28 protein-coding genes and 1 tRNA gene are annotated in these 23,447 nt (G+C 62.1%); 6 read left to right on the top strand and 23 right to left on the bottom strand.

Annotated features, from left to right (window positions below):
• Positions 1–4: 4 nt before the first annotated feature.
• The 3 genes from fucK to fucR are packed head-to-tail and all read left to right on the top strand — an operon-like array spanning position 5 to position 2,616.
• Positions 5–1,423 carry an L-fuculokinase gene (gene fucK, locus HMPREF3096_RS11445; RefSeq protein ID WP_008806273.1) on the top strand — a complete coding sequence of 473 codons (1,419 nt, stop codon included), beginning with the start codon at positions 5–7 and terminating at the stop codon, positions 1,421–1,423.
• A gap of 1 nt (position 1,424) precedes the next feature.
• Positions 1,425–1,847 (top strand): L-fucose mutarotase, encoded by a 423-nt coding sequence (gene fucU, locus HMPREF3096_RS11440; RefSeq protein ID WP_008806274.1) that lies wholly within the window; start codon positions 1,425–1,427, stop codon positions 1,845–1,847.
• 58 nt (positions 1,848–1,905) lie between these two features.
• On the top strand, positions 1,906–2,616 hold the full coding sequence (gene fucR / locus HMPREF3096_RS11435; protein ID WP_012540709.1) for an L-fucose operon activator: 711 nt from the start codon (positions 1,906–1,908) through the stop codon (positions 2,614–2,616).
• A gap of 48 nt (positions 2,617–2,664) precedes the next feature.
• Here the strand turns inward: fucR and rlmM are convergent, their stop codons facing one another.
• The 4 genes from rlmM to HMPREF3096_RS11415 form a co-directional block, all read right to left on the bottom strand.
• A complete protein-coding gene (rlmM, locus tag HMPREF3096_RS11430) occupies positions 2,665–3,765 on the bottom strand; it encodes a 23S rRNA (cytidine(2498)-2'-O)-methyltransferase RlmM (protein ID WP_008806275.1) in 1,101 nt (366 codons plus the stop codon).
• Positions 3,758–4,153, bottom strand: coding sequence for a DUF423 domain-containing protein (locus HMPREF3096_RS11425; RefSeq protein ID WP_002915543.1), 396 nt, complete (start codon positions 4,151–4,153; stop codon positions 3,758–3,760). Before HMPREF3096_RS11425 ends, rlmM begins: the two co-directional genes overlap by 8 nt.
• Before the next feature lie 19 nt (positions 4,154–4,172).
• A complete protein-coding gene (gene gcvA, locus HMPREF3096_RS11420) occupies positions 4,173–5,090 on the bottom strand; it encodes a glycine cleavage system transcriptional regulator GcvA (protein ID WP_002915545.1) in 918 nt (305 codons plus the stop codon).
• 351 nt (positions 5,091–5,441) lie between these two features.
• Positions 5,442–5,666: a YgdI/YgdR family lipoprotein gene (locus HMPREF3096_RS11415; protein WP_002915549.1), complete on the bottom strand. Its 225-nt coding sequence runs from the start codon at positions 5,664–5,666 to the stop codon at positions 5,442–5,444.
• A gap of 197 nt (positions 5,667–5,863) precedes the next feature.
• Between HMPREF3096_RS11415 and csdA the strand changes: the two genes are divergently transcribed.
• On the top strand, positions 5,864–7,069 hold the full coding sequence (csdA, locus tag HMPREF3096_RS11410) for a cysteine desulfurase CsdA (protein WP_008806276.1): 1,206 nt from the start codon (positions 5,864–5,866) through the stop codon (positions 7,067–7,069).
• A complete protein-coding gene (gene csdE / locus HMPREF3096_RS11405) occupies positions 7,069–7,506 on the top strand; it encodes a cysteine desulfurase sulfur acceptor subunit CsdE (protein WP_012967316.1) in 438 nt (145 codons plus the stop codon). The genes csdA and csdE overlap by 1 nt, the downstream gene beginning before the upstream one ends.
• A gap of 140 nt (positions 7,507–7,646) precedes the next feature.
• Here the strand turns inward: csdE and tcdA are convergent, their stop codons facing one another.
• Both tcdA and mltA read right to left on the bottom strand, forming a co-directional pair.
• On the bottom strand, positions 7,647–8,456 hold the full coding sequence (gene tcdA / locus HMPREF3096_RS11400) for a tRNA cyclic N6-threonylcarbamoyladenosine(37) synthase TcdA (RefSeq protein WP_032731177.1): 810 nt from the start codon (positions 8,454–8,456) through the stop codon (positions 7,647–7,649).
• 87 nt (positions 8,457–8,543) lie between these two features.
• On the bottom strand, positions 8,544–9,641 hold the full coding sequence (gene mltA / locus HMPREF3096_RS11395) for a murein transglycosylase A (RefSeq protein WP_008806279.1): 1,098 nt from the start codon (positions 9,639–9,641) through the stop codon (positions 8,544–8,546).
• Positions 9,642–9,851: 210 nt separating this feature from the next.
• On the opposite strand from mltA, the gene HMPREF3096_RS11390 reads away from it, so the two are divergent.
• Positions 9,852–9,928: transfer RNA gene (locus HMPREF3096_RS11390), tRNA-Met, on the top strand.
• Positions 9,929–10,021: 93 nt separating this feature from the next.
• On the opposite strand, the gene cobT is transcribed toward HMPREF3096_RS11390, so the two are convergent.
• Genes cobT through HMPREF3096_RS11305 form a run of 17 tightly spaced genes read right to left on the bottom strand, consistent with a single transcriptional unit; the run spans position 10,022 to position 23,447 of the window.
• Positions 10,022–11,077 (bottom strand): nicotinate-nucleotide--dimethylbenzimidazole phosphoribosyltransferase, encoded by a 1,056-nt coding sequence (gene cobT, locus HMPREF3096_RS11385; RefSeq protein WP_032731178.1) that lies wholly within the window; start codon positions 11,075–11,077, stop codon positions 10,022–10,024.
• A gap of 43 nt (positions 11,078–11,120) precedes the next feature.
• Positions 11,121–11,666: a bifunctional adenosylcobinamide kinase/adenosylcobinamide-phosphate guanylyltransferase gene (gene cobU / locus HMPREF3096_RS11380; RefSeq protein WP_016161746.1), complete on the bottom strand. Its 546-nt coding sequence runs from the start codon at positions 11,664–11,666 to the stop codon at positions 11,121–11,123.
• Complete coding sequence (locus HMPREF3096_RS11375; RefSeq protein ID WP_032731179.1) at positions 11,660–13,183, bottom strand: cobyric acid synthase; 1,524 nt, start codon at positions 13,181–13,183, stop codon at positions 11,660–11,662. The genes cobU and HMPREF3096_RS11375 overlap by 7 nt, the downstream gene beginning before the upstream one ends.
• A complete protein-coding gene (locus HMPREF3096_RS11370) occupies positions 13,180–14,004 on the bottom strand; it encodes an energy-coupling factor ABC transporter ATP-binding protein (RefSeq protein ID WP_012540691.1) in 825 nt (274 codons plus the stop codon). Before HMPREF3096_RS11370 ends, HMPREF3096_RS11375 begins: the two co-directional genes overlap by 4 nt.
• Before the next feature lie 8 nt (positions 14,005–14,012).
• Positions 14,013–14,690 carry an energy-coupling factor ABC transporter transmembrane protein gene (locus HMPREF3096_RS11365; RefSeq protein ID WP_023287951.1) on the bottom strand — a complete coding sequence of 226 codons (678 nt, stop codon included), beginning with the start codon at positions 14,688–14,690 and terminating at the stop codon, positions 14,013–14,015.
• A complete protein-coding gene (locus tag HMPREF3096_RS11360) occupies positions 14,677–14,958 on the bottom strand; it encodes an energy-coupling factor ABC transporter substrate-binding protein (protein ID WP_008806285.1) in 282 nt (93 codons plus the stop codon). Before HMPREF3096_RS11360 ends, HMPREF3096_RS11365 begins: the two co-directional genes overlap by 14 nt.
• 1 nt (position 14,959) lies before the next feature.
• On the bottom strand, positions 14,960–15,697 hold the full coding sequence (gene cbiM / locus HMPREF3096_RS11355; protein WP_008806286.1) for a cobalt ECF transporter S component CbiM: 738 nt from the start codon (positions 15,695–15,697) through the stop codon (positions 14,960–14,962).
• Entirely contained in the window at positions 15,697–16,407 is a 711-nt protein-coding gene (locus HMPREF3096_RS11350; protein WP_008806287.1) for a cobalt-factor II C(20)-methyltransferase, read from the bottom strand. Before HMPREF3096_RS11350 ends, cbiM begins: the two co-directional genes overlap by 1 nt.
• Positions 16,404–17,198 carry a sirohydrochlorin cobaltochelatase gene (gene cbiK, locus HMPREF3096_RS11345; RefSeq protein ID WP_008806288.1) on the bottom strand — a complete coding sequence of 265 codons (795 nt, stop codon included), beginning with the start codon at positions 17,196–17,198 and terminating at the stop codon, positions 16,404–16,406. Before cbiK ends, HMPREF3096_RS11350 begins: the two co-directional genes overlap by 4 nt.
• 10 nt (positions 17,199–17,208) lie before the next feature.
• Positions 17,209–17,994, bottom strand: coding sequence for a cobalt-precorrin-6A reductase (locus HMPREF3096_RS11340; protein WP_032731181.1), 786 nt, complete (start codon positions 17,992–17,994; stop codon positions 17,209–17,211).
• A complete protein-coding gene (locus tag HMPREF3096_RS11335; protein WP_008806290.1) occupies positions 17,991–18,716 on the bottom strand; it encodes a precorrin-3B C(17)-methyltransferase in 726 nt (241 codons plus the stop codon). The genes HMPREF3096_RS11340 and HMPREF3096_RS11335 overlap by 4 nt, the downstream gene beginning before the upstream one ends.
• On the bottom strand, positions 18,716–19,771 hold the full coding sequence (gene cbiG / locus HMPREF3096_RS11330; protein WP_032731182.1) for a cobalt-precorrin 5A hydrolase: 1,056 nt from the start codon (positions 19,769–19,771) through the stop codon (positions 18,716–18,718). The genes HMPREF3096_RS11335 and cbiG overlap by 1 nt, the downstream gene beginning before the upstream one ends.
• The gene (locus HMPREF3096_RS11325; protein ID WP_004149602.1) at positions 19,752–20,525 is read right to left on the bottom strand and encodes a cobalt-precorrin-4 methyltransferase; all 774 of its coding nucleotides are present in this window, start codon (positions 20,523–20,525) and stop codon (positions 19,752–19,754) included. The genes cbiG and HMPREF3096_RS11325 overlap by 20 nt, the downstream gene beginning before the upstream one ends.
• Entirely contained in the window at positions 20,518–21,087 is a 570-nt protein-coding gene (locus HMPREF3096_RS11320) for a decarboxylating cobalt-precorrin-6B (C(15))-methyltransferase (protein ID WP_012540685.1), read from the bottom strand. Before HMPREF3096_RS11320 ends, HMPREF3096_RS11325 begins: the two co-directional genes overlap by 8 nt.
• Positions 21,077–21,682 carry a cobalt-precorrin-7 (C(5))-methyltransferase gene (locus tag HMPREF3096_RS11315; RefSeq protein WP_032731184.1) on the bottom strand — a complete coding sequence of 202 codons (606 nt, stop codon included), beginning with the start codon at positions 21,680–21,682 and terminating at the stop codon, positions 21,077–21,079. The genes HMPREF3096_RS11320 and HMPREF3096_RS11315 overlap by 11 nt, the downstream gene beginning before the upstream one ends.
• Positions 21,676–22,815: a cobalt-precorrin-5B (C(1))-methyltransferase CbiD gene (gene cbiD / locus HMPREF3096_RS11310; RefSeq protein ID WP_032731187.1), complete on the bottom strand. Its 1,140-nt coding sequence runs from the start codon at positions 22,813–22,815 to the stop codon at positions 21,676–21,678. Before cbiD ends, HMPREF3096_RS11315 begins: the two co-directional genes overlap by 7 nt.
• Complete coding sequence (locus HMPREF3096_RS11305; protein WP_002915711.1) at positions 22,812–23,447, bottom strand: cobalt-precorrin-8 methylmutase; 636 nt, start codon at positions 23,445–23,447, stop codon at positions 22,812–22,814. The genes cbiD and HMPREF3096_RS11305 overlap by 4 nt, the downstream gene beginning before the upstream one ends.

The raw sequence follows: 23,447 nt of genomic DNA, 5'->3' as shown, positions 1-23,447 counted from the left end.
CACTATGAAGCAAGACGTTATCCTGGTCCTCGACTGCGGCGCCACCAACGTGCGGGCGATGGCCGTTGACCGACAGGGAAACATTATCGCCCGCGCCGCAACGGCGAACGCCAGCGACATCGCGGCGGAGAACAGCGACTGGCACCAGTGGTCGCTGGAGGCCATTATGCAGCGCTTTGCCGACTGCTGTCGGCAGATCCATGACCAGCTGGCCTCCTGCACGGTGCGCGGCATCACCGTCACGACCTTTGGCGTCGATGGCGCGCTGGTGGATGAGCAGGGTGCCCTGCTGTATCCGATCATCAGCTGGAAATGCCCGCGCACCGCGGCGGTGATGGAGAATATCAGCCAGTATATGCCAGCACACCAGCTGCAGCAGATTGCCGGCGTCGGCGCCTTTGCGTTCAACACCCTGTATAAGCTGGTGTGGCTGAAAGAGAACCACCCGCAGCTGCTGACGCAGGCCCATGCCTGGCTGTTTATTTCGTCGCTGATCAACCACCGGCTGACCGGGGAGTTCACCACCGACCTCACCATGGCGGGTACCAGCCAGATGCTCGATCTCCGGCAGCGCGATTTCAGCGCGCCAATCCTGCAGGCGACCGGCCTGCCGCGCCGCCTGTTCCCGCGGCTGGTTGAAGCAGGCCAGCCGATCGGCGCCCTGCTGCCGGAGGCCGCTGCGCTGCTGGGCCTTCCCGTCGGGATCCCGGTTATCTCGGCCGGGCACGACACTCAGTTCGCTCTGTTTGGCGCCGGCGCCGGGCAGGATGAGCCGGTGCTCTCCTCCGGGACCTGGGAGATCCTGATGGTGCGCAGCGCCCAGGTCGACACTTCGCTGCTCTGCGACTACAGCGGCTCCACCTGCGAGCTGGACAGCCAGCCGGGCCGCTATAACCCGGGAATGCAGTGGCTGGCCTCCGGCGTGCTCGAATGGGTGCGCAAGCTGTTGTGGAGCGCTGATACGCCGTGGCAGACGCTGATTGCCGAAGCGCAGGCGATCCCGCCCGGCGCCCAGGGCGTCAGGATGCAGTGCGACCTGCTCGCCAGCCAGCACGCCGGCTGGCAGGGCGTCACGCTCAACACCACCCGCGGCCATTTTTACCGCGCCGCGCTGGAGGGGTTAAGCGACCAGCTGGCGCAGCATCTGCAAACCCTGGAAAACATCGGCGGCTTCAGGGCGAAAGAGCTGCTGCTGGTGGGCGGCGGCAGCCGCAACGCGCTGTGGAACCAGATCAAGGCCGACCGGCTTGGAATACCGATCAAAGTTCTCGATGATGCCGAAACCACGGTGGCCGGCGCGGCGATGTTTGGCTGGTATGGCGTGGGCGAGTTCTCTTCGCCGGAACAGGCCAGAGCGCAGGTCGCGTACCGCTACCGCTATTTTTGGCCGCAAACTGAACCTGAATTAACAGAGGAAGCCTGAGATGCTCAAAACCATTTCCCCGCTGATATCGCCGGAGCTGCTGAAAGTGCTGGCCGAAATGGGCCATGGGGATGAAATCATTTTTTCCGATGCCCATTTCCCGGCGCACAGCATGGGGCCACAGGTGATCCGCGCTGATGGCCTGCGGGTCAGCGATCTGCTGCAGGCGATTATCCCGCTGTTCGAGTTAGACAGCTACGCGCCGCCGCTGGTGATGATGGCCGCCGTCGAAGGCGATGCGCTGGACCCGACGGTGGAACAGCGCTATCGGCAGGCGCTCTCGGCGCAGGCCCCCTGCCCGGATATCGTGCGGATTGACCGCTTTGCCTTCTACGACCGGGCGCAAAAAGCCTTTGCGATCGTTATCACAGGAGAGCGAGCTAAGTACGGAAATATCCTTTTAAAAAAAGGAGTCACGCCGTAATCTCATGCCGGAGCGTCTGCCTGATGCAGACGCTCAATCAATGATGGGATGAGAATAAATGAAAGCAGCCCGCCAGCAGGCGATCGTCGATCTCCTGATCAACCACAGCAGCCTGACCACCGAAACCTTGTCAAAACAGCTCAACGTCAGCAGGGAAACCATTCGCCGCGATCTGAGCGAGCTGCAGGCGCAGGGCAAAGTGCTGCGCAACCACGGCCGGGCCAAAGTGATCCATCAGCGCAGCCAGGACAGCGGCGACCCTTTTCACATGCGGCTGAAAAGCCATTACGCGCATAAAGCCGATATCGCCCGCGAAGCGCTGGCCTGGATTGACGAAGGGATGGTGATCGCCCTCGATGCCAGCTCCACTTGCTGGTATCTCGCCCGCCAGCTGCCGGACCGCCCGCTGCACGTCTTTACCAACAGCCAGCCCATCTGCCAGGAGCTGGCCAAACGCGACCAAATCACGCTCACCTGCTCCGGCGGCACTCTGCAGCGGAAATATGGCTGCTACGTGAACCCGGCGCTGATTTCCCAGCTGAAATCGCTGGAGATCGATCTGTTTATTTTTTCCTGCGAAGGCATCGACCCGCAGGGCGCGCTATGGGACTCCAATGCGTTCAATGCCGACTTTAAATCGATCCTGCTTAAGCGCGCGGCGCAGTCGCTACTGCTGATCGACAAAAGCAAGTTCAACCGTTCCGGCGAGGCGAGAATTGGTCATCTGGATGACGTGACGCATATTGTGTCGGATGCGCCGCAGCCTTAAGGGGAAGGCCGGAGGACGCGCACGCGTCTCCGGCCTGAGGGGGAAGGATTAACGCTCGTCGCGACGTCCGCCGACGGCGGCCCACAGGCGACGCACGTGAACGGTCACCTCTTCACGATCGTGATACAGCTGACGCGCCTGGATCTGGGCGTTGATGCCGTGCTCGTCCAGCTGGGCCTGAATATAGGCCAGATTCTGCGACACCTCTTCATAGCGCTTTTTCATCGGCAGCTTGAGGTTGAAGATGGTCTCCCGGCACCAGCCGTTGACCAGCCACTGCGCCATCAGCGCCGCCACCTTCGCCGGTTTCTCCACCATATCGCAGACCATCCACGAGATGTTGTTGCGGTTCGGACGATAGCGGAAGCCATCTTCGCGCAGCCAGGTCACCTGGCCGGTATCCATCAGGCTCTGGGCCATCGGACCGTTATCGACCGAAGAGACCCACATGTTGCGCTTCACCAGCTGATAGGTCCAGCCGCCCGGGCAGGCGCCGAGATCGACGGCATACATGCCGTTCGCCAGGCGCTCGTCCCACTCGTCTGCCGGAATAAAGACGTGGAACGCCTCTTCCAGCTTGAGGGTGGAACGGCTCGGGGCATCGGACGGAAACTTCAGCCGCGGAATGCCCATATAGAACGGTGAGTTGTTGTTGCTGTACGAGTAGCCGGTATAGCAGCAGCCGGGGGCGATAAAGAACACATGCACCACCGGTCGCTTTGGCGTTTCATAGTTGGTCAGCACGCCCGCCTCGCGCAGCGCCGCGCGTAACGGCACCGTGAACTTGCGGCAGAACTTCATCAGCTCTTTGCTTTCGTTGGTATCCGCCACTTCCACACGCAGCTCGCCACCCTTCTCCACCACGCCCTGCAGCATGCCGACGATCGGGGTAATGCGATCCTCCGGCGGCAGGTCGCGCAGCAGTTCGCCGACCACGAACATCTGGCGGGCGAAGATCAGCGAGCTGAACGGCAGATCGCGTACCAGCTTCTCACCGTCGTCTTGCTGATAACCTTCAAAAATCACATAACCAGAGTCTTCTTTGACCCGGGCAAAACCAAACACCTCAAGGCGGGCGGCCTTATCGGTAATTTCTGCTGCGCACTCTTTCTCAAACCCAGGGCGACAATAGAGGACAACCTTATTCATGAACAACGCCCTTACGTTTCAGACGAATTGCACCAATTAACATTAAAACCCAACCGGCGAGGAAGCTTACGCCGCCCACCGGGGTCACGAACGCCCACAGACGTAAATGAGACAGCGCCAGACAATAGAGGCTGCCGCTGAACAGCACGGTCCCTAACGCCAGAAACACGCTGCTCCAGTAGAACCAGATACTGATCCGACGCTGCATCGCCACCGCCAGACCAAAAATCGCCAGGGTATGGAAGGCCTGATACTCCAGGCCGGTATGGATCCAGGCCATCTCCGCCGCGCCGAGCGATTGACTTAATACATGCGCGCCAAAGGCACCCAGAGCCACAAAGATAAAGCCGCTAATCGCGGCGAATATCAGCATAAAACGGCTGGTCATGTTTTTACCCTACAAGTATTTATTGTTCATAACGAAAGCGGAATTTTTCTTGCTCACTTGCCGCTTTCGCCAGGATCCATTGCCGGAAAGCGGCTATTTTACCCAGTTCTGCCTGACTGTCATGGCAAACAAGGTAAAACGCATTCTTACTGACCAGAACATCATTAAACGGACACACCAGACGACCGGCTTCAATTTCGGACTGCGCCATCACGTTGTTGGCCAGCGCCACACCCTGCCCGTGAATGGCCGCCTGCAGCACCATCGCGCTATGGCTGAAAATCGGCCCCTGTTGCACATTAATATGGCTTAGACCAAGCTGGCGGGTATAAGTTTGCCAGTCGCGGCGGGACGCATCGTGAAGCAGCGTATGTTGCGCCAGATCGGCAGGCGTTTTCAATGCTTTGTCGCCGGTGAGCAAGAGCGGGGAACAGACCGGCAGCAGATACTCGGCGTACAATTTTTCCACACGCAGGCCCGGCCAGTTGCCGCGGCCGTAAAAAATCGCCACATCGACATCGTCCGCCAGCTTATCCTCCTGGCGGTCCACCGCCTGGATCCTGACGTCGATTCCCGGATAAGCTGAGTTAAAGCTTGTCAGTCTCGGCACCAGCCACTGGATGGCAAAACTTGGCAATAAACTGACCGTTAATGCCCCTTTGGCGCTGCGCGCCTGCAGTTTACGCGTCGCTTCCGTCAGTTGCGAAAAAATCTCTTTAATATCCTGAAAATAGCTCTGCCCTTCTTCCGTTAACAGCAGCGAACGATTGCGCCGCCGGAACAGCTTAAGGCCCAGAAAATCCTCGAGAGACTTGATTTGATGGCTGACTGCGGCCTGCGTCACAAAAAGCTCATCGGCTGCCCGAGTGAAGCTGAGATGACGTGCGGCTGCATCAAAAACACGTAATGCATTCAGAGGTGGTAATCGCTTCGACATGGTTATTCTGGCTTAGACGTTAACTCAATTTAACAAATAGGAAACAATGATTAACCTATTAGTTTTTTTTATCTGAGCCATTATAAATTGTCCGTTGAGGTTCTACCAGCAAATACCTATAGTGGCGGCACTTCCTGAGCCGGAACGAGAAGCTTTTTTTGGAATGCGTGTTCCATCAAGCTTTTGGCTTACGGTTGTGATGTTGTGTTGTTGTGTTTGCAATTGGTCTGTCTTTGCAGACCCTGGTAGCAAAGCTACCCCTTTTCACTTCCTGTACATTTACCCTGTCTGTCCATAGTGATTTAATGTAGCACCGCAACGCGCGGTGCTTTTTTTTGCCTTTTTACTGCCTTACTCGTCCAGCTCACCCAGCTGTTTCACGTCAGAGCGATTGATCTGCTGTTTGTTGCCCCACGCGTCCTTATACGAGATCATGCCAGTATCATTATCGGTTTGCGGTTTCCCGTCGGTAACGATGGTTCGCCCATCATTGGTATGCATCACATAGTTAGAGGAACAGGCGCTCAGGCCTAAAGTCAGCATACAGGCAGAGATAATCGCAGCGGCCTTAGTCATTTTCATTTTTCTCTCCTTACGGCTATTTATACTATTCGTGACTCGTTAAGTAATAGGTTAAAACACAAACCCAACACTTTTCAGCATAACCCTCTTTGACCCACCTGAAGTCACATTCGGACAATTCCACAGGGCGCAGAGGCCTTGTCACGCCCGGCAAATTGCGCGACGATCGCGGGATTGATACGAGGAATTCCATGAACGCATTCAACCCGGCGCACTTTCGCGCGCAGTTTCCGGCTCTGGCCGATGCCGGCGTCTATCTCGACAGCGCGGCGACCGCGCTCAAACCGCAGGCGGTGATCGACGCCAGCGACCAGTTTTATCGCCTGAGCGCCGGCAACGTCCATCGCAGCCAGTTCGCCGCCGCCCAGCGGCTGACCGAGCGCTATGAGGCGGCCCGCGAACGCGTCGCGGCGTGGCTTAACGCCCCGTCCGGCAAAGATATCGTCTGGACGCGGGGAACCACCGAGGCCATCAATATGGTGGCGCAGAGCTACGTCCGGCCGCGACTGCAGCCTGGCGATGAAATTATCGTTAGCGAAGCCGAGCATCATGCCAACCTCGTGCCCTGGCTGATGGTGGCCGGGCAGACCGGCGCCAGAGTGGTCAAACTGCCGCTTGGCGCCGACCGCCTGCCGGATATCGCCAGCCTCAGCGCGCTCATCACCCCGCGCAGCCGGGTGCTGGCCATCGGCCAGATGTCCAACGTCACCGGCGGCTGCCCGGACCTGGCGCAGGCTATCCGCCTTGCTCACGCCGCCGGGATGGTAGTGATGGTCGATGGCGCCCAGGGCGCGGTGCATTTCCCCGCTGACGTGCAGGCGCTGGATATCGATTTTTACGCCTTTTCCGGCCATAAGCTGTATGGCCCGACCGGGATCGGCGCCCTGTACGGCAAAAGCGAGCTGCTGGCGGCGATGTCGCCCTGGCTCGGCGGCGGGAAAATGATCGCCGAGGTCAGCTTTGACGGCTTTACGCCGCAGCCGGCCCCTTATGGTCTCGAGGCCGGCACGCCGAATGTCGCCGGGGTTATCGGTCTTAGCGCCGCCCTGGAGTGGCTGGCGCAGAGCGATATCGGCCAGGCGGAAAACTGGAGCCGCAGTCTGGCGAGCCTGGCGGAAGAGGCGCTGGCGAAACGGCCGGGCTTCCGCTCTTTCCGCTGCCAGCAATCAAGCCTGCTGGCCTTTGAGTTCGACGGTGTTCATCACAGCGATCTGGTGACGCTGCTGGCGGAGTCCGGCATTGCTCTGCGCGCCGGGCAACACTGCGCCCAACCGCTGCTGGCGGCCTTAGGGGTCAGCGGCACGCTGCGGGCCTCTTTCGCCCCCTACAATACCCAAGACGATGTTGCGGCGCTGGTCCACGCGGTGGATCGCGCTCTGGAAATTCTGGTGGATTAATGACAACTCTGCACCCCTTCGGCACAACCATTACCGACGCCACGCTGCGCCAGACCTTCGCCCCGCTGAACCAGTGGGAGGATAAATATCGTCAGCTGATTTTATTGGGCAAAAAGCTGCCGACGCTGACCGATGAGCGCAAAGCGCAGGCCCGGGAGATTGCCGGGTGTGAAAACCGCGTCTGGCTGGGCTATGAGGAGGATGCCGAGGGCAGGCTGCACTTCTTTGGCGACAGCGAAGGCCGGATTGTGCGCGGTCTGCTGGCGGTGCTGTTGACCGCCGTGGAAGGAAAAACCCGCGCCGGGATCCTGGCGCAGGATCCGCTGGCGCTGTTCGACGAGCTGGGGCTACGCGGCCAGCTCAGCGCCTCGCGCAGCCAGGGCCTCAGCGCCCTCAGCGAGGCGGTGCTCGCCGCCGCCCGCGAGGTTGAGGTTTAAGCTCATCCCGGGGGCGGCGCTTGACGCGCCTTGCCCGGGCTACGGGCTCATGCAGTTTTGTCGCCCGGACAGGTGCGCAGCGCCGCCTCCGGGGAATTGTCCTGTAGACCGGGTAAGGCGCCTGCGCCGCGGCCCGGGATTTACGTCGTCTGCCGCTCCGCCTTCGCCAGCATCTTCTTCAGAGCATGCGATACCGCGACGAAGCCAAAGGTCGCGGTCACCATGGTGGCCGCGCCAAAGCCGGAAGCGCAGTCCATCCGTTTCGGCCCTTCCGCCGTGCTCTTCATCGCGCAGACGCTGCCGTCCGCTTGCGGGTAGACCAGCGCTTCCGTAGAGAAGACGCAGTCCACGCCGAGCTTGCCTTTGCTGTTTTTCACCACCCCAAACTGGCTTTTCAGCCGCTCGCGCAGTTTAGCCGCCAGCGGATCCTGGATGGTCTTCGCCAGGTCAGCGACCTGGATCTGCGTTGGGTCAATCTGACCGCCCGCCCCGCCGGTGGTGACCAGCGGCACTTTGTAGCGGCGACACCAGGCGATAAGCGCCGCTTTCGGCCGGACGCTATCGATCGCGTCGATAACATAGCTAAAGCCGACGCCAAGATATTCCGCCACGTTTTCCGGGGTCACGAAATCATCCACCACCGTCACCCGACACTCCGGGTTGATGAGACGAATACGCTCTGCCATCACTTCCGCTTTCGCCAGCCCGACGTTGCCGCTCAGGGCGTGGATCTGACGATTGGTGTTGGTGACGCAGACATCGTCCATATCGATAAGGGTGATCGCCCCGATGCCGGTTCGCGCCAGCGCTTCCGCCGCCCAGGAACCGACCCCGCCGATCCCGACCACGCAGACGTGGGCCTCGGCAAAACATTGCAGCGCTTTTTCACCATATAAACGTGCCGTACCGCCAAAACGCTGGCGCCAGGCATCGCTGATAACAACAGACATAGAACCTCAGAACAAAATGACAGCGCCCGGAGGCCGCCGTAAACGGCGTCATCCGGGCGCCCTGGTCAACAGGCATGGCCAGGGGAGTTAGCCGCTAAAAACATTCCCCGCGCCCGGGGCGTTTTTCAGCACCCATACGCGGCCATAGTGGTTATACCAGCCGGCACGGTGGCCTGCGTCAGGCCCAATGCCCTGATAGATGTCGAAATGCTGGCCTTTGATGGCCCCGCCGACGTCGAGAGCGACCATCAGGCGCAGTTCGTACTGGCCGTTAAACTTGCCGTTATTATCCAGCAGAGGCACCTCGGCCAGCAAGGTGGTTCCCGGCGGAATAATCGACCGGTCAGAGGCCACCGAGGCGCGGCCGATCAGCGGCACAGCGCTGGCCCCTTTCACCGGCGCGAAAGACTGCGGTTTAAAGAACACGAACGACGGGTTCTGCTCCAGCAGCTCGCGCACTTCCGCTTCGCTGTGCTTTTCACCCCACTCGCGGATCGCCTGCATCGACATATCTTCTTTCTTCACTTCCCCGCGGTCGATCAGCACTTTGCCGATGCTGCGATAGGGCCAGCCGTTTTTCCCGGCATAGCTAAAGAAGTTGAGCGGCGAACCATCGCCAAAGTCGATATAGCCGCTGCCCTGCACGTCCATGATGAAGTTATCCATCAGCGAATTGCTGTACGCCAGCACATAGTTATCGCTCAGCGCGCCGGCATAGATGCTGGCGCGGGACGGCAGCTTACCGCGTTTCGGCGGCATCCGGTAAATGGGGTACTGGAATTCGCCCTGACGGGTGTGGCGCGCCTGCACTACCGGCGTGTAATAGCCGGTAAACTGGACGTTGCCATAGTTGTCGGTGCCCTGCATCTGCCAGGCGTCGATGCCGAACTGGCGCAGCGTGCGGGTGTCGCCGCCGGCGCGCAGCCACTCCTGCAGCGCGTTATAGACGTTGCTCTGGCTATTATAGAGGCGCGGCGAGGCGTTACGAATTTGATTAACCTGCTCGGAGAAGTCGCCAGCGTTGATCGGCGCCCCGACGGCATCCGGCTGGTTTACCAGTGAAAACGGCTGGGTGAACTTGCCATCGCTATATTGCTGACCGCGGTCGGTCGGTTTTGAGGAACAGGCGGCGAGCATAGCCAGCATTGCCCCCGTCGCTACATATTTTGCCCAACGTCCTTTCATGGTGTCTCATCTTTTGCTGCGAAGCCTTAGTGCGTGTTGAAGATAACAAAGCGCCGGGGCTATTGAAATGCGCGATCTCATCGATGGCACAGATTTGTGTAAAAAAACACCACAACGTGGCGTTTTATAAGCCAATTCTTACAAAAATGTCGATTTGGTCGAAAAAAGGTTGCATCATCTCGCTAGCGGAGTATAGTGCGCTTCCACGGACGCGGGGTGGAGCAGCCTGGTAGCTCGTCGGGCTCATAACCCGAAGGTCGTCGGTTCAAATCCGGCCCCCGCAACCAACATCATAAACACCCTCAAGGGTGTTTTTTTGTTTCTGCCGCCGGCAAACCTCTGCCGAAAACGGGAACGGCCATTGCCGCCCCCTCGCCGGCTTACCCCTTCGGTAACACAATATTGCTTGCCGCCAGCATGCCCATGCGATGGTACATCGCGCAGGCTGCCTCGACGATCGGCATCGCCAGCGCCGCGCCGCTGCCTTCTCCCAGACGCATGCCCATATTGAGATACGGTTCGAGGCCCAGGTGCGCCAGCGCGATACGCGCCCCCTTCTCCGCCGAATAGTGGGACGGGATCAGATACGGTTTTACCTCCGGCGCTATCTGGCACGCCGCCAGCGCTGCGGCGTAGGAAAGAAAGCCATCCAGCACCACCGGCAGCCCACAGGCCGCCGCCCCCAGCATCACCCCCGCCATCCCCAGCAGATCGAAACCACCGACTTTGCTCAGCACATCGAGGCCATCCTGCGGGTCGGGCTGATTGACGGCGATAGCCCGCCGCACCACCTCCACCTTGTTGCCAACCTTCGCCAACGGCAGATTGGCGCCAATCCCGACCACCTCCTGCGCATCGCTGCCGGTCAGAACGCTGACGATCGCCGCCGCCGGCGTGGTATTGGCCATCCCCAGCTCGCCGACACCAAACAGAGTAACGCCCTCCTGGGCCAGCGCGCGGGTGTAGCGCATCACCTCCAGCAGCAATTCCTGCCCCTGCTCACGGCTCATCGCCGGGCCGCGGGCAATATTGCCGCAGCCCCGCGCCACCCGCATATTCACCATCCCGGGGAGCGGTTCGCTATCGATACCGACATCAATCACATGCACTTGCGCCCCGGCCTGGGCGGCGAGCACGCAGACGCCGGTGGTGCCGCGGGTCATATTGGCTGCCTGGATGGCGGTGACCGCTTTCGGCGAAATCGCCACCCCTTCGTCCCACACCCCATGGTCGGCGCACATCACCAGCAGCGCCTTTTTCGCCACCTGCGGCTGGCCGCCCAGGCCGGGCATTCCCGCCAGCTGAACCGCCAGCGCCTCCAGACGGCCGAGGCTGCCGGGGGGCTTAAGCAAGCCGTCGATATGGTGTTGTGCCCGCACCATGGCGTCAGCGTCCGGCGCGGGGATCGCCCGCAGAACCGTGTTTAAATTTTCCATACAGAATCCCTGCCAGGGCTGGCCCGGTCAGCCAGCGATTGAGTTATTTGATTTTGACGCCGATGCCGGAGACCACCAGCCAGACCGCATCCGCCGCGGCCGCCAGGCGCTGATTGACCCGCCCGGCGATATCGCGAAAATGCCGCGCCAGGCGGTTCTCCGGCACAATGCCCATCCCCACCTCGTTGGTCACCAGCACGACGTGCGCCGGGCAGCGCTGACAGGCGGCAATCAGCACACCAATTTCGTCATCAATAGCCCGCTCCATGGCGGCGTAATCCCAGCCGTCGGGGTCGCTGTCGCCGCCGAGCGCGAACAGCAGGTTGGTGACCATGGTGGTGATACACTCCAGCAGAATCGCCTCCGCTGGGGCGATATCCGGGGTGATCAGTTCATCAAGCTGCTGCCAGCGCTCGGCGGTGCGCCAGTGGGCGGGCCTGCCGTCGCGATGGTGCTGGATCCTTGCGGCCATCTCGTCGTCAAAGATTTGCGAGGTGGCGATATATAACACCTGCGGCGCATCGGCAATCAGCGCCTCGGCATGGCGGCTTTTGCCGCTGCGCGCGCCGCCGGTAACCAGAGTCAGCATAGGGGCTCCTGATGTTGGCGCATGATGGCGTAAATTTTATCGATGGCGATATGTTCGCGCATGGCGTCCGCCAGCCGATCAAACTGCCGGGTTTTATAGCGGGCATACTCCAGGGCGCTATCCAGCGGCGCCAGCCCTTTGCGCTGGCGCAGGCCGTTGAGCAGCGCCCGGGTAAAGGCATCGCTGTCGAACAGGCCATGGAGATAGGTGCCGAATGCCAGGCCGTCGTCGCTTATCGCCCCGTCCTCTACTGACTGTCCCGCTTTATGCAGTTGCAGCAGCGGCGGGCAGCCTGCCTCGCGGCGCGTCTCGCCCATATGAATTTCGTAGCCACTGACGCGCAGACCTGCCGCGTCGGCTAACCATTCCGGGAGGTTAGTTCCCAGGGTCGCCTGCACCTGGGTGGTGGTTTTGTGCTGGGCGAAGTGGGTCACGGTCTTCAACACCCCCAGTCCGGGCTGGGTGCCAAGGCCAGACTCCACCTCATCGATAATGGTTTCGCCGAGCATCTGATAGCCGCCGCAGATCCCCAACAGCGGCACCTTGCGCTGCCGGGCCTGCTCGACTGCATGCGCCATGCCGCTCTCGCGCAGCCAGCACAGATCGCCGAGGGTATTTTTACTGCCCGGGAGAATGACCAGGTCGGCGTCGGCCAGCGCCTGCGGGTCGCGGACATAGCGCACCCGGACGTCTGGCTGCGCCGCCAGGGCGTTAAAGTCGGTAAAATTGGCGATATGCGGCAGGTGAACCACGGCGATGTCGATGTCGCGCCGGTCGGTGCGATGGTATTTCCCGGCCTGCAGCGCGACGCCGTCCTCATCCTCGAGATCCACGTCAAGCCACGGCATAACGCCCAACACCGGCACCCCGGTCAACGCCTCGATCTGCTCTATCCCGGAGCGCAGGAGCGCCACATCGCCGCGGAATTTATTGATAATCACCCCTTTCACCCGCGCCCGCTCCTGAGGCTGCAGTAGCGCCAGCGTACCGTAAATCGCGGCAAACACCCCGCCGCGGTCGATATCGGCCACCAGGATCACCGGACATTGCGCCATCTCGGCCATGCCCATATTGACGATATCGCGGTCGCGCAGGTTAATCTCCGCCGGACTGCCGGCCCCTTCCAGCACCAGCGCCTCATACTCTCCGGCCAGGCTCTGGTAGACCGCGAGGATCTGCTCGCGCAGGCGCGGCTTGTACTGGTGATAGCTCACCGCGTCCATGCTGGTCGCCACCTGCCCCATCAGGACCACCTGCGCCTGACGGTCGCTGGTGGGCTTGAGCAAAATCGGGTTCATGCGGACATCCGGCGCGATCCCTGCCGCTTCGGCCTGGAAAATCTGCGCCCGGCCCATCTCTTTGCCATCCGGCGTAATGCCGGAGTTCAACGCCATATTCTGTGATTTAAACGGCGCGGTACGCAGCCCATCCTGATGAAAAATGCGGCACAGTCCCGCCACCAGTACGCTTTTCCCCACGTCGGAAGCCGTGCCCTGTAACATCACTGCCAGCGTCATGACGCCTCCTTTATCGCGCCTATCGCGTTGTTGTGCATCCGCTGAAAAAACTCCGCTTCGGTTTTACACAGCGGCAATCCCAGTTCGCTATGAAGTTTCACCAGCCACGGCTGCGTCAATCCCGCCTGGGCCATGATCGCCGCGCAGGCAAATACCTCGCCGGGATCCCCCGCGGCCAGCACTTCGCCGTGACGCAGAACGTAAACGGCGTCGCTCACCTCATAGATCAGATCGATATCGTGGCTGGAGATCACCACGCGCCGCCCCTGCCCGACAATGCGCCGGATGATGGCGATCATCTGCGCCCGCCCCCGGGGATCGAGGCCCGCGGTGGGCTCGTCAAGCAGCAGGTAGCGGGCCTGCAGCACCAGCGCCCCGGCGATCGCCACCCGTTTTTTCTGCCCATGGCTGAGGCACTGGATCGGCTGCTGGCGAAACCCCTGGGCATCGACGAGGGTCAACGCTTCATCCACCCGGCGGGCGATCTCCTCTTCCGCCACCCCGAGGTTGCGCAGACTAAAAGCGATATCGCTGTCGATATCGGTATAGAAGATCTGCTGGTCCGGATCCTGAAACACCGTCGCCACCTGCTGGCGCAACGCCAGCAGACCGCGCTTGCTGTAATTCAGCGCCTCTCCCTGCCACAGCACCGCCCCCTGCTGCGGGCGCAGCAGGCCGCTCAGGTTCATAAACAGCGTCGACTTTCCGCAGCCGTTGGCCCCCACCAGGCCGGTCACCGCGTGGCGGGAAAAATCCAGCGTCAGCCCTTTGAGTACCGGCTCATCCTGATAGCGAAACCAGAGATCGGTTGTGGCAAGCATACTTATCCTTAGAGGTGAAAATCACCCTGGTACAATTTGATATCCAGCGCGGTGCTCATCTGCTGATAGCGCAGGAGGACGCGAGTGAACAGCAGTCCCACCAGCATCGCCAGCGAGCGATAGCCCTGCGGCACGCTACCATAGCCAAAACGCAAAGTTTGCGCGCGGTGAATCGCCATCGCCTCGTCCAACAGAATAAAAATGAAGCGCCAGGTCAGCAGGATCTGCTCCGTCAACAGTCGCGGTACGCGACCGCGCTTGAGCAAGATAATCAGCTGTGGGAAAGGCAGATTAAGCACCAGCCAGAGCGTGGCCGCCATCGCTGCCAGGCTGCGCCAGAAGGTCTCCCCGGCCACGACCAGCCCCGGAGTGGACACTCCTATAGAGAAAGCGCCCAGCCGGATGCTGGCTAACAGCATCTGCGGGTCGCGGCTGACGCTGAACACAATGGTCAGCACGCCGACCAGCAAAAAGCCAAAGGGTAGCGCCATCCAGCGGCACCAGCGCCAGAATGAGACCCGCAGCAGCCAGCAGGTCAGCGCGGCGGTCAGCGCCAGCGTCAGCGCCTGGCCCCACGCCGGCAGCGTAAAGGCCAGCACCATCAGCAGCAGCCAGAGCAGAAACTTACGCTCTGGCGCCACGTGCAACCAGCGGCTCTGGTAGCTGAGTCGGTCAAACCCGGTCATCACGGCGCTGCCTGCCCCTCGCATAGCCGAGAATGTAAAAAATCACCGCCGCGCCCAGCGAGCCCTGCAGGGTAAACAGCAGGCTCTCAATCTCGCCGCTCGCCGGTTCGTACAGCGGCTGGAACCAGGGTTGATAATCCGGCGCCACCACCTGGATCTGGCTCTCCGCTTCGCCGTCCGAACCGCCAAACTCACCGCCATGATTAATAAAAAAGGGCAGGATCATCAGGGCAACCACCATTGCCAACAAGATCAGGGGCTTTTTCATATTAATGTCCCTCCGCGGCGATCAGCCGCCGTTTGGTCAGTTGATCGTAGATCATCACGGTAAGCAATCCTTCCGCGATGGCGATCGGGATCTGCGTCAGGCAGAAGATCCCCATAAACTTCAGGATCGATCCACCTGCCCCGGTGGCCGGATCGGGAAAGGCCACCCCGAGCTGGACGGAGGTGACAAAATAGGTCATCAGATCCGCCAGCATGGCGCAGAGAAAGACCCCGACATCGCGACGGATCCCCGCCCGGCAGGCCAGCTTCCACACCAGATAGCCGACCATCGGGCCGATCACCGCCATCGACATCCCGTTAGCGCCAAGGGTGGTCAGGCCGCCATGCGCCAGCAGCAGCGCCTGGAACAGCAGAACGATCGCCCCCAGCACCGCCACCACGCCCGGCCCGAAGAGGATCACCGCCAGACCAACGCCGGTCGGGTGCGAGCAACTGCCGGTCACCGACGGGATCTTCAGCGCCGAAAGAACAAAAATAAACGCCCCGCACAGGGCCAGGAGCACCTTCTGATTGCTCTCCTCCTGGACGATACGCCGCAGGCGCACCAGGCCGTACCACAGGCAGGGTAAAAACAGCAGCCACCACGCCAGCGCCCACATCGGCGGTAAAAAACCCTCCATGATATGCATGGCGAACGCCTCCTGCGGGACGATGATCAGCAGAACAGCCGCTGCCAGCCCCCCGTACGAAAGCTGCTTCAGCGATTTCACCTGATTCATTACGCCTCCTCCCACTGTTTGTTAACCAGGATGGTCGAGAAATAGGGCAGCGGCTGGTCATCGCTGACCTCGCGCAGACGGCGCCAGCACTGCTCGCCCGGCAGGGTGGCCTCTGACATCATCAGCGCCGCATCCAGCAGCCCCGCCTGCGCCAGCAGCGCCTTAATGCGGGCGAAGCGGCCGTAGACTTTCATCAGCACCAGACTGTCATGCTGGCGCAGCGCCGCGGCAATGTCCGTTTCCGGCGCGGTACAGGAGATCACCGCCAGCGACTGCTGCTCCATAGCCAGCGGGGTTTTCGCCCGCGCGGCAATGGCGGCGAAGGAGGTAACGCCAGGGACAATCTCCAGCCAGTCCGGGCAGCCAATCCGCTGCAGCAGAAAGACCCAGGTGCTGAACAACATGGCGTCGCCGAGGGTGATAAATCCGACCTGCCTGCCCGCCGCCACCTCCTGGGCCAGCGCCGCGGCAACGTCGTTCCACACCGCCTCTTTTTCCGCGCTGTCGGCGCTCATCGGAAAATGGCAGCAGCGGACCTCCGTGTGTGCGCCAAGGTACTCGCGCACGATGGAGAGCGCGAGGCTGTCGCCGCCTTTGCGGCCGGCTGGCGCATACAGCACATCCAGCTGGCCGAGGATCCGCGCCGCACGCACGGTGATCAGATCGGCCGCCCCCGGCCCGGTGCTCAGGGCGTAGAGTTTGCCGCTCATGCTGCTTTCTCCATCGCGTTATTCAGCGCCTGCTGCAGATGGGCAACAAACATTGCCCGCACCGCCGGATTTTCCCCTAACCCGTTCAGCCACGGCGTGGCAGGAATACCGGCGGCATTAAAGCGGGTTTTCCACGAATCGTCTTCGTCGGAGGCCATATCATTAATGGCATGATCGCCGGCCACCAGCATCAGGGGCATCAGATGCACGCCGGTCACGCCCTGGCGGGAGAGTTCGTTAATGACGATGTCCACTTCGGGATAGCTTTCCACCGCCCCCACCCGCGCCGGAAAACCCTGCACCGCCATCATATGATCCAGACAAGCGTAGGCCGCGAAGGCGTGGTGGCTGGCGCCGTGCCCCATAAACACCACTCGCTCCGTCGCCGCCAGCGGCGGCATCTGCTGGCGCAGGGCCTGCATCAGCTGAACATAATCGCCATGACCGCTCAGCAGCGGCACGCCCAGCGTCAGGCGCTGAAAGCGCGGGCGCAGGCTCTGCACTTCGCGAACGATCTTCTCGTACTCGTCGCCGTTGATAATGTGCAGGGACTGGATCGCCACATCCTGGTACCCCTGCTCAGCCAGCTTTTGCAGGGCCTGCAGCGGGGTATCGATATGGATACCGTCGCGCTGCCGCAGTTTGCGAATAATCATCCCCGAGGTGAAGGCGCGGAACAGCGTGCGATCCGGACAGCTGGCGGCAAGATCGCGCTCGCAGGCGGTAATGTTCTTCTCGCGGGTGTCGTGATAGCTGGTGCCGAAGCTCACCACCAGAAGTGCTTTTTTCATATCCTGTTCCTCAAGTCGCCGACAGCCAGCGCGTCAGCCGCGTAGCGAAATCGGCCTGGCTTTCCAGTAATTCATCGCCCTTCACCAGCGGCGCCGGGCGGGTAATGACGATGCAGGGGATCCCCGCATCAAGACAGGGTTGTACTTTTTCCTGATAGCCCCCTTCCGCGCCCGAGGCTTTCGTGACCACAACATCAGCCCGGCACTGGCGATAAAAGGCGGCGTTAAATTCGGCGCTGAACGGCCCGCAGAGGGCAAAGATTTCCCCGACGCCAAACCCCAGATCGCTACAGTGCTGAACCACCTCCGGCACCGGCAGCACCCGGGCGAGCAGCGTTTTCTCCGCCAGTCCCGCCCGCCAGGCCGCCAGATCTTTGCTGCCGGTGGTCAGCAGGATCCGCTCCCCGAGGCGACGAGCCACCGCGCAGGCCTCGTTCAGATCGCCGACCACGTGAAGTAGCGGATGGCGCAGATCGCTCAGCTGCTCCGGCCTTTGATAGCGGCTGAGCAGGACCCCGACGCTGGCGCAGGCGCGCACAATATTCTGGCTGACCACTTCGGCGTAGGGGTGAGAGGCGTCAATCACCCAGCGGGTGCGCTGCGCCCTGAGCCACTCCGCCATCTGCTGCCACTCCATGCGCCCGCAGCGTATCCGCCCGCGGATATCGCCGGCCAGCCGCTCGCCGGTGGGGGTCGCCACCGACAGGGTGTAGCGCACGCCGGCGGCGTCCAGCTGCTGGCAGATCGCCCGCGCATCGCTGGTGCCCCCGATAACCAGCACGTCGCCGTGGTTCACAGCGCGTAGCCTCGCGGGGTGATCATCAGACCGTTGTCGATGTAAGTCGCTTTGTTGCCGACGATGACCAGACTGGTCATATCCACCGGGGCAAAATCCATCTCTCCGAGGGTGGTCAGCCATTTCTCCTGCTTTTTGCGCCCGGCGGATTTGACTACGCCGACCGGCGTGTCCGGGCTTTTGCTGGCCGCCAGCAACGCAAAGGCGCGCGCCAGATGCCCTTCGCGGCCGCGGCTGCGGGGGTTGTAAAAACAGATAACGAAGTCTGCTTCCCCTGCGGCGACAATGCGTTTTTCAATCACCGGCCACGGCGTCAGCAGATCGCTGAGGCTGATATGGCAGAAATCATGCATCAGCGGCGCGCCGAGCAGCGAGGCGGCGGCGATACTCGCCGTCATCCCTGGGATCAGACGGACCTCAATGTCCAGCTGCTGCTTATTGACCAGCTCCAGCACCAGCCCCGCCATGCCGTAGATGCCGGCGTCGCCGCTGCTGATCAGCGCAACGTTGTTCCCGGCCTGCGCCAGCTCAATGGCGGCCTGGCAGCGTTCAATCTCTTTGCACATGCCGGTTTTGATCACCTGCTTGTCACCGGTAAAGGCTTTTACCAGGTGGGTGTAGGTCTTGTAGCCCACCACAATCTCTGCCGCCTGCAGGGCCTCCACGGCTTCCATGGTCATCATCGCCTGCGAGCCAGGGCCAATTCCGATTACGCTTAACATCAGTGTGTTACTCCCAAAGTAATGGTCACGCCCTGCTCGCGCAGGGTTTCGCCGGACAGGTTTCCCTGACTCAGCAGCCAGGCCACCGGACCGGAGACGCTGCCGACGCCGACCGTCTCCCGGACAAAAGACGAGGCCGGAAAGCGGTGCTCGTGCTCGCGCAGCGCCTCGGCGCTGAAGGTTTCGAACGGCACCCGGCAGCGGTGAGCCAACTGGCGCAACCCCGGCTCGTTTGCCTTCAGGCTCACGCTGCCGATCGCTTTCAGCGCCAGCGGGTCAAGACGCTGAGCGGCAAGCTGGCGATCCAGCAACGTACAGAGCAAGGAACAGGGGGTGTCGCGCCGACAGCCGATGCCCGCCACCACCCGCTGGGGCACCAGCTTCCAGTGAGGTACCAGCAGCGGCAGCAGCGACCGGCGCAGGGTGACGCAGATCAGCGCGTCGAGCGCCGGCAAGCGCGCCAGGTCGCTTACCGGGATAAAGCCGCGTTGGTCGCACCGGCTTAGCGCCTCGGTAAATTCAGCGTCGCACCACAGCCCCACCCGCTTGCCGCTCACCAGCATCTGGTTGACGGTTTTCACCGCCGCGCGAAAATCGGTCATCCGGGCGTTCAGCTGGAAGGCCAACGTGTCGAGGGCGGCCAGCTCGTTGACATCGGTGGCGGTGGTGATCACCGGGTCGGCGTCGAGCATCCCGGCCAGATAGCGGGTCAGCGCATTCGCCCCCCCGGCATGGCCGGAGAGCAGGCTGATGACGTGCCGGGCGCGCTCATCAATCACCACCACCGCCGGGTCGCTGAACTTGTCATTCACCAGCGGGGCCAGCACCCGCACGGCAATCCCGGTGGCGCCGATAAAAATCAGCGCCGAGAAACTGCTGAATGCCTCGCGGGCTGCGCTGGCAAAGCCGCCGTTGAAGGGGATAAACCCCTCTTCCTGCAGCGCTTCGCTGGTGTAGCAGGTGAGCGGCAGCATGGCCGCCAGCCGTTTTGCCAGCCGCACGCCGCCGGGCGTCAGGCAAAACAGGGCAATGGATTCAGGCTTTACGGTATTCATGGCTAAAATCCGCTGCGTACAGTTTTGAGTAGTGATACTCATCGCCGAGGAAGGGACCGACCAGGATCAGCGCCGTTTTGCGGATCCCGGCGTCGCGTACTTTGTCGCCGATGTCCGCGAGGGTACCGCGGACGGTCTGGCTTTCCGGCCAGGTGGCCTTGTAAATCACCGCGACCGGGGTGGTCGCGGGGTAGCCGCCCTCCACCAGCCGCTCCGCCACCCGGTGAATACGTTGCACCGACAGGTAAATCGCCATCGAGGTTTGATGGCTGGCAAAGGCCTCCAGCTGTTCGCGCGCAGGAACCGGCGTGCGCCCTTCCAGACGGGTAATAATCAGACTTTGCGATACCTCAGGCACCGTGTACTCCACCCCCAGCTCGGCCGCCGCGCCGAGGAAAGCGCTGACGCCCGGCACCACCTGCCAGCGGATCCCGCGGCGGGTCAACTCTTCGCCCTGCTCGCGCACCGAGCCGTACAGCGAAACATCGCCCGTCTGCAGACGCACCACCGTTTTTCCCGCCTTCACCCCCGCCTCCATCAGGTCGAGGATCTGCTCCAGATGCAGCGCGGCGCTGTCGTGGCACTCCGCCTGTGGCGGACAGTAGGCCAGCAGCTCGGTGTTGATCAGCGACCCGGCGTAGATCACCACCTGCGCCTGCTGCAGCAGACGGTAGCCTTTGAGAGTAATCAGTTCGCGATCGCCAGGACCGGCGCCGACGAACCACACGCAATGGGGATCAAAAGTCTCAGCCATGGTTTTCTTCCTTCTGACAGGCGATGACAAAAACGGGATTATGGGGTTTGAAATAGTGGCCGCTGCCCAGCGTGGCCAGAGTGGAGACCGCCAGCTGCTGACAGTCCACCTCGCGAATGCGGCACTGCTGCAGGTGCCCCAGGGCGCTATGAAGGTTTTCCTGCAAAATAAAAGTCATCACCAGCCGGCCGCCAGGATGCAGCTGCGCCAGCGACCAGTCGATCAGCGCCGTCAGGTGGCCGCCGCTGCCGCCCATAAAGATCGCGTCGGCTTTGTCGGCGACCGCCAGCGGCGCAACGCCCGCCACGATAGCGATATTGTCGCAGCCAAAGCGCTGCCGGTTGTCCGCCAGCAGGCGCAGCGCGTCGGCCTGACGCTCAATCGCCGTCACCCGCAGCACCGGGTTCTGCAGGGCGGCCTCAATGCTGACGCTGCCGGTGCCCGCGCCGATATCAATCAGGTGGCGCGCCCGGTGCAGCTCCAGCTTCGCCAGCGCCAGCGCGCGCACGGCCTCTTTGGTCATCGGCACCTGGGCGCCGCGCAAAAACAGCTCATCTTTCATCGAGGATCACCACCGCATTCATCTCATATTCGTCCTCCACGGCGCTGACCGGCAGCCAGTGGATCCGCTCGTTTTCCATCGCCAGATTTTCGCCGATCACCATCCAGCGGTGGCCTTTGCCGCGGGCCGTCAGCTGGGCGGCAATCTCCCGCGGACCACAGCGGCCGTCGGTCACCATGGCGACTTTCCGGTGGGCGGCCAGCGCATCGAAGCTCACCGCCCGGCCATGGCTGCTGGTCAGCCACATGTCGTTCATGTCGATGCCCGCCCGGGCGCAGAGGTACTGCACCGCGCTGATGCCGGGGATCACCTGCACCCGTTCCCGGCCAAAGTGGGCAATCAGCCGGGTGCCAATGCCATAGAACAGCGGATCGCCGGAGGCCAGCACCACGACGCGGCGCCCGGCGCGGGCCTCGATCCACGCCAGCAGCGCCGGCATATCAGCCCCCAGCGCAAAGCGCTCGCCGGCGAAGGCGGGAAACTGCCGGAGATGGCGGCTGCCGCCCACCAGCGCCTCGGCGGCGGCGATCGCCTCGCGCGCGGCCGGGGTCAGCCACTGCAGCCCCGCCGGGCCCATCCCCACGACCGTCAACATGCCAGCTCCCGGGCAATCGCCGCCAGCGGACGGCTGCTGCCCAGCACCTGGTTATCAAAAGAAAACAGAACCGCGTCGCAGGCAGGCGGTTGCTGAGTGAAGCGCAGCATCTCAAGAACGCGCTGGCAGATACGCTCAGCCAGATGGTTATAGAGGCGCTGGTATCCCCAGGCGTCGATATGCTCCATTGCCGCTTCGGTGGTGTCGCACTCGCTGACCAGCGTCAGCAGCGGCAGCGGCGCGCCAAGCAGCGCCAGATGGGCGACGAGGGTTTCCATCCGCGCATCGGCGATATGGCTGTGGGTATGAAAGATCCCGGCGGCGATTTTGATCAGTTTGCCGGGGTGGCCGATGAGCACAATCTGGCGGAAACCAAGCCGGACCGCCTCTTCAATCATGTAGCCGACGAAGTTGCTCATGGTGACCACCACCTGCGGGTCGATGCCCATCTGCTCGCGGACAAAGCGCTCGCCGTGGTTGCCCGGCACCAGCACCACGCGCTCCAGCCCGGCGGCGCGTTTTATCTCCAGCTCGAGGGAGAGCGAGCGCTTCCAGCTCTCTTCCGACATCGGGGTGACGATCCCGGTGGTGCCGATAATCGAGATGCCGCCGAGGATCCCCAGCCGCGCGTTATAGGTTTTTTGCGCGCGAAGTACACCTTCCGGGGCAAAGATCTCCACCTGCGCGCCACGGGAAGGGCCAATCGCTTCGCGAACGGCGGTCTCGATGGTGTGCCGCGGAGTACGGTTTATCGCCGGGCTGCCTGTCGGCAGACCGATCCCTTTGCGGGTCACCGTGCCGATGCCCTCGCCGCCCTGCAGGCTAATCTCTCCGCTGTCATTGAGGGTCACCCGGGCAAAAATCAGCATGCCGTGGGTGGCGTCGACATCATCGCCGCCGTCTTTACGGATCGCGGCGACCGCCTGCTGCCCTTCGACGTGCGGAGACTCGACGTTCAGGCACAGGGTGACGCCGGAGGGGGTGACGATCGAGACCTGGTGGATCAGATGCTGGCGCATCACCATCAGCGCCGCCACTTTTGCCGCCGCCGTGGCGCAGGAGCCGGTGGTGTAGCCCTTGCGCAGCGCTTTGCCGTGATGCCACACCGGGGCGTCAAAGGTCTGATCGCTCATTGCGCCTCCCGCAGGTGGTAAAGCAGAGCGTTCACAATCGCTGCCGCCACGTTGCTTCCCCCCTTGCGGCCGAGCGCGGCGATGGCCGGCAGGCCGCTCTCGCTGAGCGCCGCTTTCGACTCCGCGGCGCCGACGAACCCGACCGGCACCCCCACCACGCCGCCGATGGCCGTCTCGCGATGTTCCAGCAGGCGAAACAGTGCGGTTGGCGCATTGCCGAAGACGAACACTTTCTCCCCGGGCTCCTGCACCGCAATATCCACCGCCGCCATCGAGCGGGTCATCCCCCGGCTTTGCGCCTCGCGCACCACCCGTGGGTCGCTGATATAGCAGCGGCATTCGCCGCCAAAGCGGGCCAGCAGGGTTTTGTTGATCCCGGACAACGCCATGGTGGTATCGGTATACAGCGTGCAGGGCCGGCTCAACGCCTCGCTCAGCGCGATCAGGGCATCCGGAGAAAACCACAGAATATCCAGCCAGTCGAAGTCAGCGGTGGTGTGGATCACCCGCTTGATAATCGCCTCGTGCAGCGGGCTGGCGAAACGGTAGTCCGGTCGCGTTTCGGCGATGATCTCGCTGATGATGTCGAAGCTTTTCGCCTCGATCGCCTGCGGTTGTTGGATGTACTGCAT

Source organism: Klebsiella sp. HMSC25G12 (genome assembly GCF_001807705.1).
GTDB lineage: Bacteria > Pseudomonadota > Gammaproteobacteria > Enterobacterales > Enterobacteriaceae > Klebsiella > Klebsiella variicola.
Note: the sequence above shows the minus strand (reverse complement) of the source record. Positions and strands in the feature narration are given on the sequence as shown.

What these genes read in the sequence shown, in the direction of transcription:
- fucK (WP_008806273.1), top strand. Translation starts at nt 5, where the DNA reads ATGAAGCAAGACGTTATCCTGGTCCTCGACTGCGGCGCCACCAACGTG.
- fucU (WP_008806274.1), top strand. Translation starts at nt 1,425, where the DNA reads ATGCTCAAAACCATTTCCCCGCTGATATCGCCGGAGCTGCTGAAAGTG.
- fucR (WP_012540709.1), top strand. Translation starts at nt 1,906, where the DNA reads ATGAAAGCAGCCCGCCAGCAGGCGATCGTCGATCTCCTGATCAACCAC.
- rlmM (WP_008806275.1), bottom strand. Translation starts at nt 3,765, where the DNA reads ATGAATAAGGTTGTCCTCTATTGTCGCCCTGGGTTTGAGAAAGAGTGC.
- HMPREF3096_RS11425 (WP_002915543.1), bottom strand. Translation starts at nt 4,153, where the DNA reads ATGACCAGCCGTTTTATGCTGATATTCGCCGCGATTAGCGGCTTTATC.
- gcvA (WP_002915545.1), bottom strand. Translation starts at nt 5,090, where the DNA reads ATGTCGAAGCGATTACCACCTCTGAATGCATTACGTGTTTTTGATGCA.
- HMPREF3096_RS11415 (WP_002915549.1), bottom strand. Translation starts at nt 5,666, where the DNA reads ATGACTAAGGCCGCTGCGATTATCTCTGCCTGTATGCTGACTTTAGGC.
- csdA (WP_008806276.1), top strand. Translation starts at nt 5,864, where the DNA reads ATGAACGCATTCAACCCGGCGCACTTTCGCGCGCAGTTTCCGGCTCTG.
- csdE (WP_012967316.1), top strand. Translation starts at nt 7,069, where the DNA reads ATGACAACTCTGCACCCCTTCGGCACAACCATTACCGACGCCACGCTG.
- tcdA (WP_032731177.1), bottom strand. Translation starts at nt 8,456, where the DNA reads ATGTCTGTTGTTATCAGCGATGCCTGGCGCCAGCGTTTTGGCGGTACG.
- mltA (WP_008806279.1), bottom strand. Translation starts at nt 9,641, where the DNA reads ATGAAAGGACGTTGGGCAAAATATGTAGCGACGGGGGCAATGCTGGCT.
- cobT (WP_032731178.1), bottom strand. Translation starts at nt 11,077, where the DNA reads ATGGAAAATTTAAACACGGTTCTGCGGGCGATCCCCGCGCCGGACGCT.
- cobU (WP_016161746.1), bottom strand. Translation starts at nt 11,666, where the DNA reads ATGCTGACTCTGGTTACCGGCGGCGCGCGCAGCGGCAAAAGCCGCCAT.
- HMPREF3096_RS11375 (WP_032731179.1), bottom strand. Translation starts at nt 13,183, where the DNA reads ATGACGCTGGCAGTGATGTTACAGGGCACGGCTTCCGACGTGGGGAAA.
- HMPREF3096_RS11370 (WP_012540691.1), bottom strand. Translation starts at nt 14,004, where the DNA reads ATGCTTGCCACAACCGATCTCTGGTTTCGCTATCAGGATGAGCCGGTA.
- HMPREF3096_RS11365 (WP_023287951.1), bottom strand. Translation starts at nt 14,690, where the DNA reads ATGACCGGGTTTGACCGACTCAGCTACCAGAGCCGCTGGTTGCACGTG.
- HMPREF3096_RS11360 (WP_008806285.1), bottom strand. Translation starts at nt 14,958, where the DNA reads ATGAAAAAGCCCCTGATCTTGTTGGCAATGGTGGTTGCCCTGATGATC.
- cbiM (WP_008806286.1), bottom strand. Translation starts at nt 15,697, where the DNA reads ATGAATCAGGTGAAATCGCTGAAGCAGCTTTCGTACGGGGGGCTGGCA.
- HMPREF3096_RS11350 (WP_008806287.1), bottom strand. Translation starts at nt 16,407, where the DNA reads ATGAGCGGCAAACTCTACGCCCTGAGCACCGGGCCGGGGGCGGCCGAT.
- cbiK (WP_008806288.1), bottom strand. Translation starts at nt 17,198, where the DNA reads ATGAAAAAAGCACTTCTGGTGGTGAGCTTCGGCACCAGCTATCACGAC.
- HMPREF3096_RS11335 (WP_008806290.1), bottom strand. Translation starts at nt 18,716, where the DNA reads ATGTTAAGCGTAATCGGAATTGGCCCTGGCTCGCAGGCGATGATGACC.
- cbiG (WP_032731182.1), bottom strand. Translation starts at nt 19,771, where the DNA reads ATGAATACCGTAAAGCCTGAATCCATTGCCCTGTTTTGCCTGACGCCC.
- HMPREF3096_RS11325 (WP_004149602.1), bottom strand. Translation starts at nt 20,525, where the DNA reads ATGGCTGAGACTTTTGATCCCCATTGCGTGTGGTTCGTCGGCGCCGGT.
- HMPREF3096_RS11320 (WP_012540685.1), bottom strand. Translation starts at nt 21,087, where the DNA reads ATGAAAGATGAGCTGTTTTTGCGCGGCGCCCAGGTGCCGATGACCAAA.
- HMPREF3096_RS11315 (WP_032731184.1), bottom strand. Translation starts at nt 21,682, where the DNA reads ATGTTGACGGTCGTGGGGATGGGCCCGGCGGGGCTGCAGTGGCTGACC.
- cbiD (WP_032731187.1), bottom strand. Translation starts at nt 22,815, where the DNA reads ATGAGCGATCAGACCTTTGACGCCCCGGTGTGGCATCACGGCAAAGCG.
- HMPREF3096_RS11305 (WP_002915711.1), bottom strand. Translation starts at nt 23,447, where the DNA reads ATGCAGTACATCCAACAACCGCAGGCGATCGAGGCGAAAAGCTTCGAC.